Here is a 15,328-nt window from a genome sequence, read left to right on the forward strand (position 1 = left end):
TAGCCTCCCGGGATGCCGATGGCCGAGTTGCAGGTGTATGCCGTGGAGGAGGCCGACGTCACCGGTGGGGTGTGCCTCGTACGGTGCGTCGGCGGGGTGGCCCGGGCCGGACAGGTGTACGCGGCCGGGGAGTCGAGGGTCTGGCTGCGCGGGATAGAGCGGTACGGACGGGCGGTCGACTTCTTCGACGCCGGGCACACGGCGCGGGTCCGCCTCGCGGGCGCCGTCGTCGCGCTGCTCAGCCGGGGGCAGGTGCTGACCTCCGTACCGCCCGACGGGCACGCCCTGGCCGAACTGGAGGCCTGGCTGGCCACCGGGCCGCCGCTGACGGACGAGCCCCGTCCGCGGACGCTGCGCAGCCTGGCGGTGGGCGGCATGCAGGACGACCTGCTGCCCGACGGGGTGCGGCTGCGCTGGGGCCGCCTCGCGCAGGCGGCGGCGTACCGCTGCGCGGCGGCGGAGGAGGCCTCCGACCTGGTCCGGGGGATCGACCTGGCCTTCGTACGCTGCTACCTGATCCGGGAGTTCGGGCCCGGCCGGGGCGGTGACCCGGCCGCCCTGTGCCGGGAGGCGCTCGCCCTGGTCGACCTCTCCCCGGCGGAGGCGGCCGAGCGGGCCCGCGTCTGGCGGGAGCTGCCCCGGGCGGCGATCCTGCACCTGCGCCATGTGAAGAACCTGCTGCGCTGGACGGACGCCGCCCGCCCGTACCTCGCGGACGGCGACCCGTCGGCGGTGGCGCTGGAGGCCTGGTCGCGGATCCGTCCAGAACTGCCCTAGGTGGTGCGGTAGGCGCGCAGGAAGGCCGCGACCCCGCCCGTCAGCAGGCGGTCGGTCTCCTCCTCCGTCAGGGGGAGGACGCCGTAGTGGGACTGCTGCACGATCGACTGCGAGGCCAGCGTGACGAAGTGAGCGCCCGCCAGGTCCGGGTCGCCGTGTACGTCGATCAGCCCGGCGGCGGCCAGGCCCGCCATCGCGTCGGCGAGCGCGCGGGCGACCGGGCGCGGTCCGGCTTCCTTCCAGGCCTCCAGCACCTCCGACGGCACGTGGTCGGCCTCGGCGTGGATGTGGCGGACCAGCGCGAAGTGGTCGGAGTGCTCGGACATCACGTCGACCAACGCGCGTGCGAGGGCGGTCAGATCGCGTTCCAGGTTGTCCGGGTGGGGCGGGAGCGCGGGGTCGAGCAGGGCGCGCACCTTGGCGAGGTGGGCGTCGCGCACCTCGCCCGACGTCCAGGTGACGACGGTGGCGAAGAGCTCCGCCTTGCCGCCGGGGAAGTGGTTGTAGAGGGTGCGCGTGGAGACCCCGGCCGCCGCGGCGAGCGCGTCGACGGAGGCCCGCGCGTATCCCTCGCGGCCGAAGACCCCGCAGGCCGACTTCGCGAGGGCGATCCGCTTCGCCAGCTTCCGCGGCGTGACCTCGCACTGTGCCTGCGCCGCCGTCCGGGCGTCGTTACCGACCACCATCACCACACCCGCCTCCTCATCAATGTGCAACGACCGTTGCACTTTCGACAACGTACGTTGTAGCTTACCGGAGTGGCGGCCGCACCGGGCGGCCCGTCCGCGGTACGAGGGGGATCACCATGTCTGTCAACGAAGCAGCCGTCACCGAAGCCACCGTCAGCGAAGCCGACGTCAACGCAGCAGCCGCTCCGCTGCGCGTCGCCGTCATCATCGGCAGCGTCCGCGAGGGCCGTCAGGGGCCCGCCGTCACCGACTGGTTCCTGGGCGCCGCGGCCGGTCACACCGGCCTGGACTTCGACGTCATAGACCTCGCCGAGGTCCCGCTGCCGCTGGCCCTGCCCGACTGGGGCGGCGCCCCCGGCCCGGAGGCCGACGCCGCGCTGGCGGAGGTCAGCCCGCGCCTCGCCGCCGCCGACGCCTTCGTCGTCGTCACCCCCGAGTACAACCACAGCTTCCCCGCCGCCGTGAAGAACCTCGTCGACTGGCACCGCCCGGAGTGGCAGGCCAAGGCCGTCGGCTTCGTCTCGTACGGAGGGGCGAGCGGCGGCCTGCGCGCCGTCGAGCAGCTCCGCCTGGTCTTCGCCGAGATGCACGCCGTGACGGTACGCGACTCCGTGAGCCTGCACGGCCCGTGGAACGGCCTCGGCCCGGACGGCGTACCGCGCGACACGGCCGTGAGCGAGAGCGCCGCCAAGAACATGCTCGGCCAGCTGGACTGGTGGGGCCGGGCGCTGCGCACGGCGCGCGCGACCCGCCCCTACGAGGTCTGAGACCCCGGGCGACATGACATCGGCACCCGCCTCCGCGACGCCGCAGGAGGCCTCCCGCCTCGCGTCCGGGCAGCTCAACCGGACCGTAGCCGTCGTGATCACCGGATCGGTCATGGCCGTGCTGGACATGACGATCGTCAACGTGGCGCTCGGCAGGCTCTCCGAGGCCTTCGACGCCCCGCTGGAGACGATCCAGTGGACCACCACCGCCTACACCCTCGCCCTCGCCGCCGTCATCCCGACGGCGGCGTGGGCCATGGGCCGGATCGGCGCGAAGCGCACCTACCTCACCGCGCTGATCCTCTTCACCCTCGGCTCCTTACTCGCCGCCTGCGCGTGGAACGCAGGCAGCCTGATCGCCTTCCGCGCCGTCCAGGGCCTCGGCGGCGGGCTCCTGATGCCCGTCGGCATGACCATGGTCATGCGGGCCGCCGACCGGAGCCGCCTCGGGCGGGCGATGGCCTTCCTGGGCCTGCCCGTCCTCGTCGGACCGGTCGCCGGCCCGATGCTCGGCGGCTGGCTGATCGACACCGCCTCCTGGCAGTGGATCTTCCTGGTCAACCTGCCCGTGGGAGCCGCCGCGCTGGCCCTCGCCGCGAAGCTGCTGCGCTCCGACGCCCCCGCCGACCCGGCGGCCGCGCCCCGGCTGGACGTCCCCGGGCTGCTGACGCTCTCGCCCGGCCTCGCCCTGCTGCTCTACGGCCTGTCCCGGGGAGGCGAGGGCGGCCACTTCACCGAGCCGGCCACGCTGCTGCCCACGCTGGCGGGCGCCGCCCTCGTCGCCGTCTTCGTACGGCGCGCGCTCAGGATCCCCGAGCCGCTGCTCGACCTGCGGCTGCTGCGCGACCGCACCTTCGCCGCCGGGATCGCCACGCTCGCCCTGTTCACCTGCGGATACTTCGGCTCGATGCTCCTCGGCCCGATGTACTGGCTACAGACGCGGGGCCTGAGCGCCAGCGCCGCCGGCCTGCTCGTCGCCCCCATCGGCCTCGCCGTCGGCGTGACGATGCAGATCGCCTCGCGGCGCGTCGACAAGGTCTCCCCGCGCCGGATGATCACGGCCGGTACCGCGGTCGCGGCCCTCGGCATGCTGCTGACGAGCCTGCTGACCGGCACCGAAGGGGCACCGGTCTGGCAGGTCGTCGGCGCGGCGATGCTGATGGGCGTGGGCGCCGGAATCGTGCTCATGCCGACGATGACCACCGCCAGCCGTGACCTGCCCGGGGAGCGCATGGCCGCCGCGAGCACCGCCCTGAGCATCAACTCCCAGCTGTGCGCCTCGGTCGGGACGGCCCTGACGTCCGTCGTACTCGGCTCGACGGGAGTGACCCCGGCCGGCTTCCGCGCCGCGTACGCCGTCGCGGCGGTACTCCTCGCGCTGGCCCTCCTCCCAGCGCTCCGGCTCCCGGGCAGGCGCTAGACCGTCTAGTTCTGCTCCGCCTTGGCGGCGTTGCCGAGCACCTTGGACGGGGTGATGCGCACGACCACGCGTACCGCGCCGTCGGAGGTGTCCTGGTACTCCTTGCCGCCGCCCGGGCCCAGGTACTCCTCGGCGATGCGGGCGGCGACCACCCGGCCGGTGTCCTCGGTGAGGGTGGCGGTGCCGCGGATCTCCGCGTAGAGGTAGGGGTTGGCGAGGTCGAAGACGGTCAGCCCGACCCGCCCGTCCCGGTCGATGTTCCGCTCCTTGCGGCGGCCCCGCTCCGTGGAAACCAGCAGGTCGTCGCCGTCCCGGCTCACCCACACCACCGAACTCTGCGGGCTGCCGTCGGGGTTGAGGGTGGAGAGGACCGCCGGGTGGGGGGAGTCGAGGAGCTGTCGTACGGCCTCGTTCAGCGCAATCGTCATAAAGGCGAGGCTAATCGGGGCCGTCTCGATCACGCGGCCGATTTCCTCCGGCCGGTGCGGACTACCCGAAGTCGCTCACTCCCACGGGATGTTGAGCCAGGGACTGGCCGGGTCGGCGGTCAGCGTCAGGTGGGTGGCGAGCGAGGAGCCGTACCACTGCCCGAACTCCTCCTCGTCGAAGTGCAGGCACCGCCCCAGCGCGTACCCCGCCGAGAACTCCTCCCACGAGCCGTACGCCCCACGGGCCGCCGCGCTCGCGCGGAGCACGGCGCGCTCGGCGTCCTCCAGGCCGCCGTAGCGGGTGGCCAGGCCCCAGCGGGCCATCTGGGAGGCGCGGCCGTGGTCCCAGCCCCGTACGGAGCGCACCCAGCCGTCGGCGGGGAGCAGCCCGTCGGCCCGGAAGCGCTGCTCGTAGCGGGCGATCCGGCCGATGAGCCGGCGCACCCCGGCGATCTCCCCCTCGACCTCGGCGGTGGGGCGGGGGCCGGCGACGGTCACCCCGTCCGGGGTGAGCTGCGGCTCGGCGGCCCGCTCGGCGCCGCGGCGCAGGCTCGCCTCGGTGGCGGCCCGCCAGTGCTCCACCTCCACCGGCCCGGGGAACTCGGCGGCGAGGATCCGGCGCACGCGGAGCGCGTACTCCCAGACGGGGCTGACGATCTCGGCGTTCAGCATGCGCTGGAGCACGTCGAACCAGCCCGCGCTGTCGGTGACGCCCCAGGACTTGCGCAGCCGGTCGCGCTCCCGGGTGTAGCCGTTGCCGTGGTAGGCGAGGGCGTTCCAGAACTCCCCGTTGGAGACGGCGAGGTGGGCCCCGACAGCCAGCCCGTGCGCGACGGGCCCGTGCAGCGGGCCGCCGGCGTACAGGGCGTGCAGGGCGCCGGGGGTCAGGCCCCAGGAGGGGGCGGCGTCCCAGTGCGCGCGCCAGCGGGCCCGGTCGGCGGGGGTGGTGGTCAGGTACGCCTCGGCGGGGCTGCCGGGGTTCACCGCGAGGTGGGCGGGGTCCCGGTCGTCCCAGGCGTTGGCGAACCAGGCGAGGCTCTGGCGCAGGAACACGGTGTGGGGGTCGGGGGCGGGCAGCATGCCCCGGGTGTAGACGGCGAGGCCGGTGGCGCCGGGGTGGAAACGGGCCGCCTGCGGATCGGCGTCGACCTGGGCGCGGGGCTGGGGCAGGAACAGCTCCGCCCGGGCGAGGGCGTCGAGGTACGCCGGCCAGTCGCCGCGCCCCTTCGCCTCGTACAGCTCCTTCTCGACCGCACTCGGCGCCGTCCACCCATCCATACGGGGGACCCTATACGGGCCCCGGGAGGGCGCACTCGGCCCACACGGTCTTGCCGACCACCCGCTGTGAGGCCCCCCACCGCCGGGCGACGGCGCTCACGATGTGCAGCCCCCGCCCGTACGACTCCTCCTCGGTGACGTCCGCCCGCATCTCGGGCCACCGCTCTCCTCGCGGATCGGTGACCGCGATGCGGAGCACTGCTCCGTCGAGCTGCACCTCGACCCGCAGGTACCGGTCCCGCACGGCGCCGTGGAGCAGGGCGTTGGTGACGAGCTCGCTGGTCACGAGCGCCACATCCGCCGCCACCCGAGGCTCCCCCCACGCCACCGCGAGCCAGGCCGCCCAGCGGCGCGCGGCGGGGACGGAGTCCTGGCGGGGCGGGTAGTTGCGGACGCCGTACCGGGTGAGGGTGTGCTCGGTGGTCATGGCACCTCCTGGTGTGGGCGGTGGCATGCCGGTGCCCGTGACGGGGGCAGCCCGGTGCACTTCCGCCGACTGATGCGGTGAGCGGTTCGTCACCGACGGTAGGGGCCTGTTGGCTGCGGGAGCAAGCGGTTCGGGGAAGATATTCCCCGGACGAGTTACGGCGTCGACGCCGGGCCGCGTGGGCGAGAGACTGACCCGGTGAACCGTGGAACACGCGAGGGCCAGGGAAACCGGACATCGACGGTGCTGGGGCGCCGACTGGGCGGCGAACTACAGAAGTTGCGCGCGAAGGCGGGCAAGACCCAGCTACAGGCGGCGCATGAGCTCAGCGCCACAACGACCAAAGTCACCAAGATGGAGAGCGGCTGGGTGCCCATGCGGGACCCCGACATCCGCGTGCTGTGCCAGTTCTACGGAGCCACGGACGCGGACGTGGTGAACGGGCTGTTGGATCTGGCTCGGCTGGACCGCGACCGCCGCAAGGCCAAGGGCTGGTGGCAGCAGATGCCCATCGTGGGCGGGCTGGGCGAGTACATCGCGATGGAGGAGGTCGCCACGCGCATCCGCACGTGGCAGCCGGCCCTCGTGCCCGGGCTGCTTCAGACCCCTGAATACATTCGCGCGCTGGGTGTCACTTCCAATTGGTCGCATCCCGACGAGATCGAGGCGCTGGTGACCACACGGACCAAGCGGCAGGGGCGCCTGTGGGGCGACCAGCCGCTGGAGTTTCACGCGGTGCTGTGGGAGGCGGTGCTGCGCCAGCAGGTCGGCGGCCCCGATGTCATGCGCGCACAGCTCAACCACCTTGTGGAGATGGCCCAACTACCACACGTTCACGTGCAGGTTCTGCCGTTTCGGGCCGGGCCGTATCCCGGTGCCAACGGCGCCTTCAACATCGTCTCGTTCTCGGAGCCCGGGGCGCTGGAGGTCGGCTACGCCGAGGCCATCGGCTCTACCCTGTGGGCAGAAGGGGTGGAAGCCAACGCTGCCTACACGCGCGCGTTCGCCCAGGTTTCCCAGAGGAGCCTTGCACCGCACGACTCGGTGAACCTGATCGACGCCATCAGCAAAGGTATGTAAGACCGTGAACCAGTTCGAGTTCGTGAAGTCCAGCTACAGCGGCGACCAAGCCAACAGCGAGTGCGTCGAGGTGGCCACGAACGTGGCCGGCACGGTCGCCATCCGGGACAGCAAGCTGCGCTCCGACGGGCCGGTCATCCGGGTCACCGACACCGCCTGGGCGGCCTTCGCGGGGGACAGGGCCGCGTTCCGGCGATGAAGGCCCGCAGGGTCTCGTGCTGCTTCCGCGGGATGGCCGCCCGGACCGGGCCGTGATAGGTGGCGATCACGCCGCCGGTGCGTACGACAGTGATGGGTACGGACCCGGTCATCGAGATGTCCGGCACCCAGTCGAACGCGACTGCGTCGTCTCCGTCCGACGGCGCCGGCCGCTCCCCGACGCGGACGGGCCTGTCCTGGACGCCGGCGGCCGGGGTGTGCAGGAGGAACGTGCCGCACAGCGGCACGGCCTTCTTGAGCGAGTCCATCACCGCCGATGCCTCCTGGACGGTGTAACTGGACAGCGCCATCGCGAAGTCGGGGTTGTTGTCGTGGAGCGGCAACTCCTGGGCCGTGACCCTCGCCATCGGCCATTGCCGTACCCGGCCCGGCTGGAAGTCGACCAGAGCCCCGCACGCCTCTGGGCTTCCCGGGCCGAGTTCGCTGACCGGGCCCGTGTCGGGGGACGGTACGCGGGTCTCGACGACGTAGTCCGGCAGCAGTACGGACCTCAGGTCCGCCTCGGTCAGTGGCTCCGTACGGGGCACACGCGGCTGCCCCTCGGACTCACAGGACGTGGTGCCGGCCACGCAGGCCGTCAGTGCGACGGCCACCGCTACGGCACGCAGAAGACGCGGCATCCGGTACTCCCCCCATTCGCAGGACGCCATTCTGCGCCCCCGTCGGATCAGGCCGTAGCCCGGTCGGCTCCCGCCGCCGTGCGGAGGGTCGTACCGACTGCTGGACTGGACCTCTGGAGAGCAGGAGTCGCTGATGGCCGATCATCCGCACATCGCCGTGTTCCACCGTGTCCTGGCCGCCTTCTCGGCCGGCGACATGGAGGCACTGGCGCGGGAGTTCCAGCCCGATGTGGTCTGGCACATCGGCGGCAGGAACCTGCTGACGGGCGACTACCAGGGGCGCGAGGACACTTTCGCGTTGCTCGGCCGGGAGTTCCAGCTGACGGGTGGCACGTACCGCGCGCGGCTCCACCATGTCCTCGCGAACGATGACCACATGGTCGCTCTGCTCCATGTCACGGCGTCCCGTGAGAACAAGGAGCTCGACCTGAACCTGGCCCTCGTCCTCCGCATGAGGGACAGCGCGATCAGCGAGGGATGGGTGCTTCCGTTCGACTGGCCCGCGTACGACGACTTCTGGTCGTAGGACTGCCGCACCCCCGCACCCCCGCCAGCTCTCGAGCGCCGTGTGTGCGCCCTGCATCGGCTTCCGCTCACTCGTGACCATGTGAGGGCACTGCCCCCTCCCCGCGCGTAGAGGAAGCCTGTGGCCCGTTACCTGTTCGACAGCGCCGACGTTCATGCCGGCGGCCGTTTCACCGCCCTGGAGTCATGCTATGACCCTTTTTCCCGGCGTCAGTTGGAGCTGACCGGGCTCGCCAGGGGGTGGAGATGCCTGGAGATCGGCGGCGGCAGTGCCTCGGTGGGCGACTGGCTCGGTGAGTGCGTGGGACCGCAGGGCGAGGTGACGGTCACCGAGCTCGAACCGCGCTGGGCCGCCTCCCCGCAGCGCCCGGCTCACGTGCGCCTGCTGCGGCACGACATCGTCCGTGACCCGCTGCCGGGAAAGGACTACGACCTCATCCACGCCCGGCTGGTGCTGCTGCACCTGCCGCAGCGGATCGAGGTGCTCAAGCGGCTCGTGGCCGCCCTGCGGCCGGGCGGGTGGCTGGTGCTGGAGGAGTTCGACTGCGGCTGGACGCCGGTACTGGCTGCGCCCGACGAGGCGTCGGCGAGCTTGTTCGACCGGGTCCATTCGGCGCTGATGGGCCTGCTGGAGAAGGCCGGCGCCGATCCGCTGTGGGGACGGCGGGTGCTGGGGGCGATGGCGGCGGCCGGGCTACAGCAGCTTGCGGCGACCACGTACGCCCAGGCCTGGCCGGGCGGGAGTGCGGGCATTGCCCTGCACCACCACAACACCGATCAGGTCGCCGACCGACTGGCCACATCCGGTGTGAGCACCGGTGATCTGGAGGAGTTCCAGACGCTGTTGAAGCGCCCGGACTTCGTCGTCAACTCCTACCCGCTGATCAGCGCGCGGGGCCGCCGGACGTACGAGAACGACAAGGAAGTGCCGCGATGACGCGCAACACCTACCTGGAAGTGCGCCTGCCCCTGCGGGAAGATCCGCTGCTGCTGATGGCCCGGCTGGTCCGCTCCCGCCTGTTCGACCAGTACGTGGTGTACGAGAACGGGGCCGGCTGGTCCCTGGCCGGCGGCGTCCTGGCTTCAGTTCGGCTGAGCGGCCACGAAGCCGGGGACCTGAGCCAGGTGGGGGCGCGGCTCGCCGAGGTCCCGGCGGCGGGCTGGCGGGCGTACGGCTGGGTGAAGTTCGAGCTGGGGGCTGTGCTCGCCGGAGCGGACCCGGACGGCACGGAAGCCCTGCTGCACCTGATCGTGCCCGCGGAGGAGGTGCGCTGCGACGCGACACACGTCCTCGTACGGTCCTTGACCGCCGAACGGCTGGATCTGCTCGTCGACCACGTGCGGACAGGGAACGCCGAGGCCCGGCCGGTACCGGCCGGGCGGATCGCGCTCCCCCTGGAGGACACCGGCACCTACCGGGCAGCGGTGGCGGCGGCCCTGGTGGAACTGCGGGGGCAGGGCATGCTGGAGAAGCTGATCCTCTCCCGGCGGGTTCCCATACCCGAGGATGTGGATCTCGTCGCCAGTTACGTCGCGGGGCGGCGGGCCAACACCCCGGCCCGTTCGTTCCTGCTCGACCTCGGCGGCATCCAAGCGGCCGGGTTCAGCCCGGAGACGGTGGCCGAGGTCACCGCCGACGGCCACGTCACCACCCGGCCCCTGGCCGGCACCCGAGCCCGGACGGGAACGGCCGTGGACGATGCCCGGCTGCGCTCCGACCTCCTCGGCGACCCCAAGGAGATCCACGAACACGCCATCTCCGTCAAACTCGCGATGGAGGACCTCGGCGAGGTCTGCGACGACACCGGTGTCAGCGAGTACATGACCGTCCTCGACCGGGGCACCGTCCAGCACCTGGCCTCCACCGTCACCGGCCGCCTCCGCCCCGGCCACGGCCCCTGGGACGCGTTCGCGGCCCTCTTTCCCGCGGTCACCGCCACCGGCATCCCCAAAGCGCAGGCGTATCCCCTCATCCGGGCCCTCGAAGGTAACCCCCGCGGCTTATACGCCGGCGCGGTCCTGACCTGCGATGCCGACGGCACACTCGATGCCGCCCTCGTACTGCGCAGCGTCTTCCGGATGGGCGGCCAGTGCTGGCTCCAAGCCGGGGCCGGCGTCGTACGGCAGTCACGGCCCGACCGCGAACACGAGGAGACCTGCGAGAAACTGCGAAGCGTCGCCCACCATCTCGTCCCCGCCGACCACACCGCCGCGAACGCGGAGAGCGCCGCCGCTCCAGGTGGTTTCACCACCGACTAGTGCCGGGGCGCCGTCGGCTTGTGGCCCGGGTACACGTGGTCGGGGGTGACGATGCTCGTGATCGCCTCGCCGAAGAGGGTGCTGGGTTCCTGGCCGTCGTCCAGGACATCGGTGTTGAGGATGACGACCAGGGTCGCCTGCTCCTCCGGGAGGTAGACGCCGAGGCTCTCGTAGCCGGGCAGTGAGCCGTTGTGGCCGATCCAGCCCTGGACGTTGAAGATGCCCAGGCCGTAGCCGGCGCCCGGGATGCCGATGGAGGTGGTCTTCAGGCGCTCGGCCTGCGTCGCGGGGGTCAGCAGCGTGCCCGTGGCGAGGGTTTTCGCCCAGCTGCGCAGGTCCTCGAGGTCGGAGATCATCGCCCCTGCGGCCCAGGCCCAGGAGGGGTTCCAGTCGGCCGAGTCCACGATCTTCCCGGAGGCCGACTGGTCGGTGTAGCCCTGCGCGTGCGGGGAGGGGAACGCCGCGTCGGTGGCGAAGAGCGTGTGGTGCAGCCCGGCCGGCTTCACCACCTGCTGGTCGAGGACCTCCTGGAGCGGCCGGCCGGTGACCTTCTCGATCACCAGGCCCAGCAGGATCAGGTTGGTGTTGGAGTACTCCCACTTCGCGTTCGGGGCGAAGTTCACCGGGTGCTTGAAGGAGTAGTCGAGCAGCTGCTGCGGGGTGAAGGGGCGGGTGCCCTCGGTGGTGAGCGCCTTGTCGAAGTCCGGGTCTTCGCTGTAGTTGAAGAGCCCGCTGCGCATGCCGGCCAGCTCGCGCAGGGTGATGCGGTCGCCGTTGGGGACGCCGGAGACGTACGTGCCGATGGGGTCGTCCAGGCCGGCCTTGCGCTGGTCGACGAGCTGGAGCAGGGCGGTGACCGTGAAGGTCTTGGTCAGGCTGCCGATGCGGGTGTAGAAGTCGGTCCGCATCGGTGCGCCGGTCGCCTTGTCGGCCACGCCGAAGGTCCTCACGTAGCTTCCCTTGCCCGGGGCCCACAGGCCCACGGTGACGCCCGGCACCTTCGCCTCGCGCAGGGTGTCGCGTACGGCGGCGTCGAGCTTCGCGGCGACGGCGGGGGTGAGCTGGGGGAAGTCGGGGTCGGTGCCCGGTGAGGGGGCGGCGGTGACGGCCCCCGGCGTTGCCGCGGAGGCGGATCCGGCGGCGACCGGGGCGATGAGCACACCGGCGGCGGCAACGGCCGTACAGGCCCGGCGCAGCCGAAGCGGGAACGGCTTCACGGCGAGGCCTCCTGTCGTCAGAGGACCCCGAGCCCAGGACAAGGCGACAACATCCCCAGCCTAGGCCCGCCGCACCCGGCCTGCGCGGCGAGCCCGGGGCCCGGGTCAGTCCGGGCCGACCTGGGCGACGAGGCGGACCTCGACCTCGAACACCGCCAGTGCGGGCTCGGCGCCGACCTCACGGAAGAGCCGGGGCGCCGGCGCGCCGCCCGGTGCCCCGCGTACGGCGTCCAGGGCGGCGCGGTCCCGCCACAGCGTCTGGATGCGCCAGTGTCCGTCCTGTCCGCTCAGCAACTCGGTCCGCACCAGCCCGTCGGGCAGGGGGTGGGCCACGAGCTCCCGGTACCCGGCGACGAGGTCGGCTTCCCGCCCGGGTGCGACGACGGCGCTGACCTCGCTCAACACCTGTCCGGTCATGCCCCTCATCTCCTTCCCCTCCCACGCTACGCGTGAGGCCTGGAGGCTGCCCGCGTGCCGATTTCCGCCCCGCGCGGTATCGGGGGTGCTCGCGGCCCACGGTCGCGACCCCCTCCCCCATCCGGGGGAGGGGGTCGCGACCGCAGACGGAAGCGCTGCGAGCGGGCGCGACCCGAGGATGGTGTGCAGGAACTCCCGGGCCCCGCCGGGGGTCGCACACAGGTGAATGGAAGACCACGATGATCGCCACCACAGCCGCGTCGGCCGGGACCGGAGTCCGGAAGGGCGAGGGGAACTCCGCCCGACGTGACCCGGACGTGCCCCGCGGCATCACATGGGCGGCGTACGCCGTCCCCCTGTGCGCCCTGCCGTCGGGACTGTGGCGCATCGCGCTCGTCGTGGGCTGGCCCGACTGGTACGCCGGCCACGAGTGGCTGCCGGGGGAGCGACCGTACGTCCTGTCGCTTTCACTGGTCGCCGAGTGCCTCGCGCTGCTCACCCTGGGGCTGGTCCGGCCGTGGGGTGAACGGCTGCCCGCCTGGGTGCCGTTCGCCGGGGGCCGCGTGGTGCCGGTCCGCGCGGCCGTGGTCCCGGCCTCGATCGGCGCGTTCCTGGCCACGGCACTGGGCGCGTACGCGACCCTGAACTACATCTTCCACTTCGTCCCGCCGCTGAACGACAACGGCGAGGCGTTCCCGACGAGCGGCCCCGGCGCCTGGGCGCTGTGGGCCTGCTACGTCCCCATCCTCGCGTGGGGGCCGTTGCTGGCGGTGGTGACCCGGGCGTACTACGTACGCCGGAACCGCGGAATGCGGTAGCCGCCTCGGCCCTAGCCGAGACGGCCTCCGGCGCGGCGGGAGCGGGTCAGGGCGCGGCCGCCCAGGGCGGTGGCGGTCAGCCCGAGCAGCAGGGCTACGTAGGCGCCGCCCAGCCCGTTGCCGGTGCCGAGACCACCGTCGGCGGTGCCGGCGACCAGCCCGCCGAGGATCAGGCCGGTCAGGCCGGCCGCCAGGGCCGTCAGGGCGCCGAGCGGGCCGTTGGCCGTGCCCAGGCGGCCGGCCGGGCGGGCCAGGGCCAGCCCGGCGATGACCACGCCGGCCAGTGCCACAAGCCCACTGGCGGCGGCCCCGAGTCGCCCGGGGCTGAAGTCGTAGACGCCGGCGGCGGCCAGGTGAAGAACGGACATGAGGTGCTCCTTGTCCTGCTGCGGCTGGATGTCCTCCGAGCATGTCCGGCGGACCGCCGCCGGTCGTCCCGCAGACGCAGGCACTTCGCGCTACCGCGGACGCGGCAGGCGCCGCGCGGGTACTGCGTGCGCGGTAGCCGGCCGCTCGTCCGCGAGCGGGATCCGCCCGCAGGGGCGTCCGGCTAGGGTGCGCGCATGAGCAGAGGGCGGTCCGGTGTTCCGGCCGGAGTCAGGGACTGGGCGACAGCCGTCGGAGTGGCGGCGGCGCTGCTGGTCACCGGGGTGTCCGGGCAGCACTCCGCCAGCGGCCTCGACCTGCTCGGCTACGCGTTGCTGGCGGCCGGAGGCCTGGCGCTGGCCGTCGGCCGCCGGCATCCGGTGCCCGTCCTGGCCGTCACCGGGTCGTGTGCGGTGGGGTACCAGGCGGCCGGTTTCGACGTGGCCGCCGTCGCGTTCCTCTTCGCGGTGTACGCGGCCATGCGGGCGGGACACCGCCTCATCACCGTGGCGGTGAGCGTGGCCGTACTGGCCTCCCTGCCCCTCGCGGCGCTGGCCTCGGGCCTGCACGACACGGGGGAGGCGTTCGCGCAGGCCCGCGGCGCCCTCGAGATCGCCTGGCTGATCGCCGCCGGCGCCGCCGGTGAGGCGCTGCGGCAGGCCGAGCGGCGCGCGGACGAGGCCGAGCGCACCCGGGAGGAGACCGCGCGGCGCCGCGCCGACGAGGAGCGGCTGCACATCGCGCGGGAGCTGCACGATTCGCTCACGCACCAGATCTCGGTCATCAAGGTGCAGTCCGAAGTGGCCGTCCACGTGGCCCGCAAGCGGGGCGAACCGGTGCCGGAGGCCCTGCTGGCGATCCGGGAGGCCGGCCGGGAGGCGTCCCGGGAGCTCCGCGCCACCCTGGAGGCGCTGCGCGACGACGACAAGTCACCGCCGCGCGGACTCGACCACGTACCGGAACTGGTGGAACGGGCCGGCAAGTCCGGTCTGGAGGCGACGCTGACGATCGAGGGACAGCGGGACGGCGTACCGGCGGCGGTGGGCCGGACCGTCTACCGGATCGTTCAGGAGTCGCTCACCAACATCGCCCGGCACGCGGACGCCGGCACGGCTTCGGTCCGCATCGACTGCCGTCCGGACGCCCTCGCGCTACGCATCGACGACGACGGCAAGGCCACGCCCGGCGACGCGCCGGAGCCCGGCGTCGGGCTGCTCGGGATGCGTGAACGCGTCACCGCCCTCGGCGGGCGGCTGCGGGCGGAACCGCGCAGCGGGGGCGGTTTCACCGTCCAGGCCGAACTCCCCCTGGAGCGGGCCTCGTGATCCGTGTCCTGCTGGTCGACGACCAGCCGCTCATCCGCAGCGGATTCCGCGCGCTCCTCGACCTCGAGGAGGACATCGAGGTGGTGGCCGAGGCCGCCAACGGGAAGCAGGGCCTGGAGCTCGCCCGGGTCCACCTGCCCGACATCGCGCTCGTCGACATCCAGATGCCGGTCATGGACGGTATCGAGACGACCCGGCGCATCGCCGCGGACCCGGACCTGGCCGCGGTGCACGTCGTCATCCTGACCAACTACGGCCTGGACGAGCACGTCTTCAACGCCTTGCGCGCCGGGGCCGCCGGGTTCCTCGTCAAGGACGTCGTACCGGAAGACTTCCTGCACGCCGTACGCGTAGCGGCGCGCGGCGACGCCCTGCTCGCCCCCTCGATCACCCGCAAGCTCATCAACCGGTACGTCACCCAGCCCCTTCCCACCGAGGCCGGCGCCGGCTCCGGAACGGGGCTGGAGGAGCTGACCGGCCGCGAGCGCGAGGCCGTGGCCCTGGTCGCGCGGGGCCTGTCCAATGGCGAGATCGCCGACCGCATGGTCATCAGCCCGCTGACCGCGAAGACCCACGTCAACCGGGCGATGGCCAAACTCCATGCGCGGGACCGGGCGCAACTCGTGGTCCTCGCGTACGAATCCGGCCTGGTGACCCCGCGCAAGGACGGGTCCGCCCGGTAGGGGGTCCACCCGG

The 15,328-nt window shown here is 72.8% G+C and carries 19 protein-coding genes; 11 read left to right on the top strand and 8 right to left on the bottom strand.

The features are described 5' to 3' along the window. Window positions 1-18 precede the first annotated feature (18 nt). Complete coding sequence (locus OOK34_RS12500) at window positions 19-777, top strand: hypothetical protein (protein ID WP_267033920.1); 759 nt, start codon at window positions 19-21, stop codon at window positions 775-777. Here OOK34_RS12500 and OOK34_RS12505 read toward each other — a convergent pair. Beyond that, window positions 774-1,463, bottom strand: coding sequence for a TetR/AcrR family transcriptional regulator C-terminal domain-containing protein (locus OOK34_RS12505; protein ID WP_267033921.1), 690 nt, complete (start codon window positions 1,461-1,463; stop codon window positions 774-776). The two genes, OOK34_RS12500 and OOK34_RS12505, sit on opposite strands and share 4 nt — an antisense overlap. A gap of 119 nt (window positions 1,464-1,582) precedes the next feature. Here OOK34_RS12505 and OOK34_RS12510 point away from each other — a divergent pair, with 119 nt between their 5' ends. Next, window positions 1,583-2,233 (top strand): NADPH-dependent FMN reductase, encoded by a 651-nt coding sequence (locus OOK34_RS12510; protein WP_267033922.1) that lies wholly within the window; start codon window positions 1,583-1,585, stop codon window positions 2,231-2,233. A 13-nt stretch (window positions 2,234-2,246) separates the two neighbouring features. Then, the gene (locus OOK34_RS12515; protein ID WP_267033923.1) at window positions 2,247-3,653 is read left to right on the top strand and encodes a DHA2 family efflux MFS transporter permease subunit; all 1,407 of its coding nucleotides are present in this window, start codon (window positions 2,247-2,249) and stop codon (window positions 3,651-3,653) included. Between the two features lie 5 nt (window positions 3,654-3,658). Here the strand turns inward: OOK34_RS12515 and OOK34_RS12520 are convergent, their stop codons facing one another. The 3 genes from OOK34_RS12520 to OOK34_RS12530 form a co-directional block, all read right to left on the bottom strand. Continuing rightward, window positions 3,659-4,081, bottom strand: coding sequence for a PPOX class F420-dependent oxidoreductase (locus OOK34_RS12520; protein WP_267033924.1), 423 nt, complete (start codon window positions 4,079-4,081; stop codon window positions 3,659-3,661). A gap of 75 nt (window positions 4,082-4,156) precedes the next feature. After that, complete coding sequence (locus tag OOK34_RS12525) at window positions 4,157-5,359, bottom strand: DUF1266 domain-containing protein (protein ID WP_267033925.1); 1,203 nt, start codon at window positions 5,357-5,359, stop codon at window positions 4,157-4,159. A gap of 10 nt (window positions 5,360-5,369) precedes the next feature. Continuing rightward, on the bottom strand, window positions 5,370-5,786 hold the full coding sequence (locus tag OOK34_RS12530) for an ATP-binding protein (protein WP_267033926.1): 417 nt from the start codon (window positions 5,784-5,786) through the stop codon (window positions 5,370-5,372). A 198-nt stretch (window positions 5,787-5,984) separates the two neighbouring features. Here OOK34_RS12530 and OOK34_RS12535 point away from each other — a divergent pair, with 198 nt between their 5' ends. Then, on the top strand, window positions 5,985-6,866 hold the full coding sequence (locus OOK34_RS12535; protein ID WP_267033927.1) for a helix-turn-helix transcriptional regulator: 882 nt from the start codon (window positions 5,985-5,987) through the stop codon (window positions 6,864-6,866). 4 nt (window positions 6,867-6,870) lie between these two features. After that, window positions 6,871-7,065, top strand: a complete 195-nt coding sequence (locus tag OOK34_RS12540; RefSeq protein ID WP_267033928.1) for a DUF397 domain-containing protein — start codon at window positions 6,871-6,873, stop codon at window positions 7,063-7,065. On the opposite strand, the gene OOK34_RS12545 is transcribed toward OOK34_RS12540, so the two are convergent. After that, window positions 7,010-7,705 carry a hypothetical protein gene (locus OOK34_RS12545; RefSeq protein ID WP_267033929.1) on the bottom strand — a complete coding sequence of 232 codons (696 nt, stop codon included), beginning with the start codon at window positions 7,703-7,705 and terminating at the stop codon, window positions 7,010-7,012. The two genes, OOK34_RS12540 and OOK34_RS12545, sit on opposite strands and share 56 nt — an antisense overlap. Before the next feature lie 133 nt (window positions 7,706-7,838). Between OOK34_RS12545 and OOK34_RS12550 the strand changes: the two genes are divergently transcribed. The 3 genes from OOK34_RS12550 (at window position 7,839) to OOK34_RS12560 (ending at window position 10,489) form a co-directional block, all read left to right on the top strand. Beyond that, the gene (locus OOK34_RS12550; protein ID WP_267033930.1) at window positions 7,839-8,231 is read left to right on the top strand and encodes a nuclear transport factor 2 family protein; all 393 of its coding nucleotides are present in this window, start codon (window positions 7,839-7,841) and stop codon (window positions 8,229-8,231) included. A gap of 120 nt (window positions 8,232-8,351) precedes the next feature. Further along, on the top strand, window positions 8,352-9,167 hold the full coding sequence (locus tag OOK34_RS12555) for a trans-aconitate 2-methyltransferase (protein WP_267033931.1): 816 nt from the start codon (window positions 8,352-8,354) through the stop codon (window positions 9,165-9,167). After that, window positions 9,164-10,489, top strand: coding sequence for a salicylate synthase (locus OOK34_RS12560; RefSeq protein WP_267033932.1), 1,326 nt, complete (start codon window positions 9,164-9,166; stop codon window positions 10,487-10,489). Before OOK34_RS12555 ends, OOK34_RS12560 begins: the two co-directional genes overlap by 4 nt. Here the strand turns inward: OOK34_RS12560 and OOK34_RS12565 are convergent. Together OOK34_RS12565 and OOK34_RS12570 are read right to left on the bottom strand one after the other, a co-directional pair. After that, on the bottom strand, window positions 10,486-11,706 hold the full coding sequence (locus OOK34_RS12565; protein WP_267033933.1) for a serine hydrolase: 1,221 nt from the start codon (window positions 11,704-11,706) through the stop codon (window positions 10,486-10,488). The two genes, OOK34_RS12560 and OOK34_RS12565, sit on opposite strands and share 4 nt — an antisense overlap. Window positions 11,707-11,811: 105 nt before the next feature. Then, a complete protein-coding gene (locus OOK34_RS12570) occupies window positions 11,812-12,123 on the bottom strand; it encodes a hypothetical protein (protein ID WP_267033934.1) in 312 nt (103 codons plus the stop codon). A gap of 239 nt (window positions 12,124-12,362) precedes the next feature. Here OOK34_RS12570 and OOK34_RS12575 point away from each other — a divergent pair, with 239 nt between their 5' ends. Next, on the top strand, window positions 12,363-12,941 hold the full coding sequence (locus OOK34_RS12575; RefSeq protein ID WP_267033935.1) for a hypothetical protein: 579 nt from the start codon (window positions 12,363-12,365) through the stop codon (window positions 12,939-12,941). An 11-nt stretch (window positions 12,942-12,952) separates the two neighbouring features. On the opposite strand, the gene OOK34_RS12580 is transcribed toward OOK34_RS12575, so the two are convergent. Beyond that, the gene (locus tag OOK34_RS12580) at window positions 12,953-13,309 is read right to left on the bottom strand and encodes a DUF6223 family protein (protein ID WP_267033936.1); all 357 of its coding nucleotides are present in this window, start codon (window positions 13,307-13,309) and stop codon (window positions 12,953-12,955) included. Window positions 13,310-13,504: 195 nt separating this feature from the next. Between OOK34_RS12580 and OOK34_RS12585 the strand changes: the two genes are divergently transcribed. Both OOK34_RS12585 and OOK34_RS12590 read left to right on the top strand, forming a co-directional pair. Then, on the top strand, window positions 13,505-14,632 hold the full coding sequence (locus OOK34_RS12585) for a sensor histidine kinase (RefSeq protein ID WP_267033937.1): 1,128 nt from the start codon (window positions 13,505-13,507) through the stop codon (window positions 14,630-14,632). Beyond that, entirely contained in the window at window positions 14,629-15,315 is a 687-nt protein-coding gene (locus tag OOK34_RS12590) for a response regulator transcription factor (RefSeq protein WP_267033938.1), read from the top strand. The genes OOK34_RS12585 and OOK34_RS12590 overlap by 4 nt, the downstream gene beginning before the upstream one ends. Window positions 15,316-15,328: the final 13 nt, after the last annotated feature.

This window comes from Streptomyces sp. NBC_00091 (genome assembly GCF_026343185.1).
Lineage (GTDB): Bacteria > Actinomycetota > Actinomycetes > Streptomycetales > Streptomycetaceae > Streptomyces.

Bases quoted from the DNA above. Each gene is read 5' to 3' on its own strand.
- OOK34_RS12500 (WP_267033920.1), top strand. From the start codon at position 19: ATGGCCGAGTTGCAGGTGTATGCCGTGGAGGAGGCCGACGTCACCGGT.
- OOK34_RS12505 (WP_267033921.1), bottom strand. From the start codon at position 1,463: ATGGTGGTCGGTAACGACGCCCGGACGGCGGCGCAGGCACAGTGCGAG.
- OOK34_RS12510 (WP_267033922.1), top strand. From the start codon at position 1,583: ATGTCTGTCAACGAAGCAGCCGTCACCGAAGCCACCGTCAGCGAAGCC.
- OOK34_RS12515 (WP_267033923.1), top strand. From the start codon at position 2,247: ATGACATCGGCACCCGCCTCCGCGACGCCGCAGGAGGCCTCCCGCCTC.
- OOK34_RS12520 (WP_267033924.1), bottom strand. From the start codon at position 4,081: ATGACGATTGCGCTGAACGAGGCCGTACGACAGCTCCTCGACTCCCCC.
- OOK34_RS12525 (WP_267033925.1), bottom strand. From the start codon at position 5,359: ATGGATGGGTGGACGGCGCCGAGTGCGGTCGAGAAGGAGCTGTACGAG.
- OOK34_RS12530 (WP_267033926.1), bottom strand. From the start codon at position 5,786: ATGACCACCGAGCACACCCTCACCCGGTACGGCGTCCGCAACTACCCG.
- OOK34_RS12545 (WP_267033929.1), bottom strand. From the start codon at position 7,705: ATGCCGCGTCTTCTGCGTGCCGTAGCGGTGGCCGTCGCACTGACGGCC.
- OOK34_RS12550 (WP_267033930.1), top strand. From the start codon at position 7,839: ATGGCCGATCATCCGCACATCGCCGTGTTCCACCGTGTCCTGGCCGCC.
- OOK34_RS12560 (WP_267033932.1), top strand. From the start codon at position 9,164: ATGACGCGCAACACCTACCTGGAAGTGCGCCTGCCCCTGCGGGAAGAT.
- OOK34_RS12570 (WP_267033934.1), bottom strand. From the start codon at position 12,123: ATGACCGGACAGGTGTTGAGCGAGGTCAGCGCCGTCGTCGCACCCGGG.
- OOK34_RS12575 (WP_267033935.1), top strand. From the start codon at position 12,363: ATGATCGCCACCACAGCCGCGTCGGCCGGGACCGGAGTCCGGAAGGGC.
- OOK34_RS12580 (WP_267033936.1), bottom strand. From the start codon at position 13,309: ATGTCCGTTCTTCACCTGGCCGCCGCCGGCGTCTACGACTTCAGCCCC.
- OOK34_RS12585 (WP_267033937.1), top strand. From the start codon at position 13,505: ATGAGCAGAGGGCGGTCCGGTGTTCCGGCCGGAGTCAGGGACTGGGCG.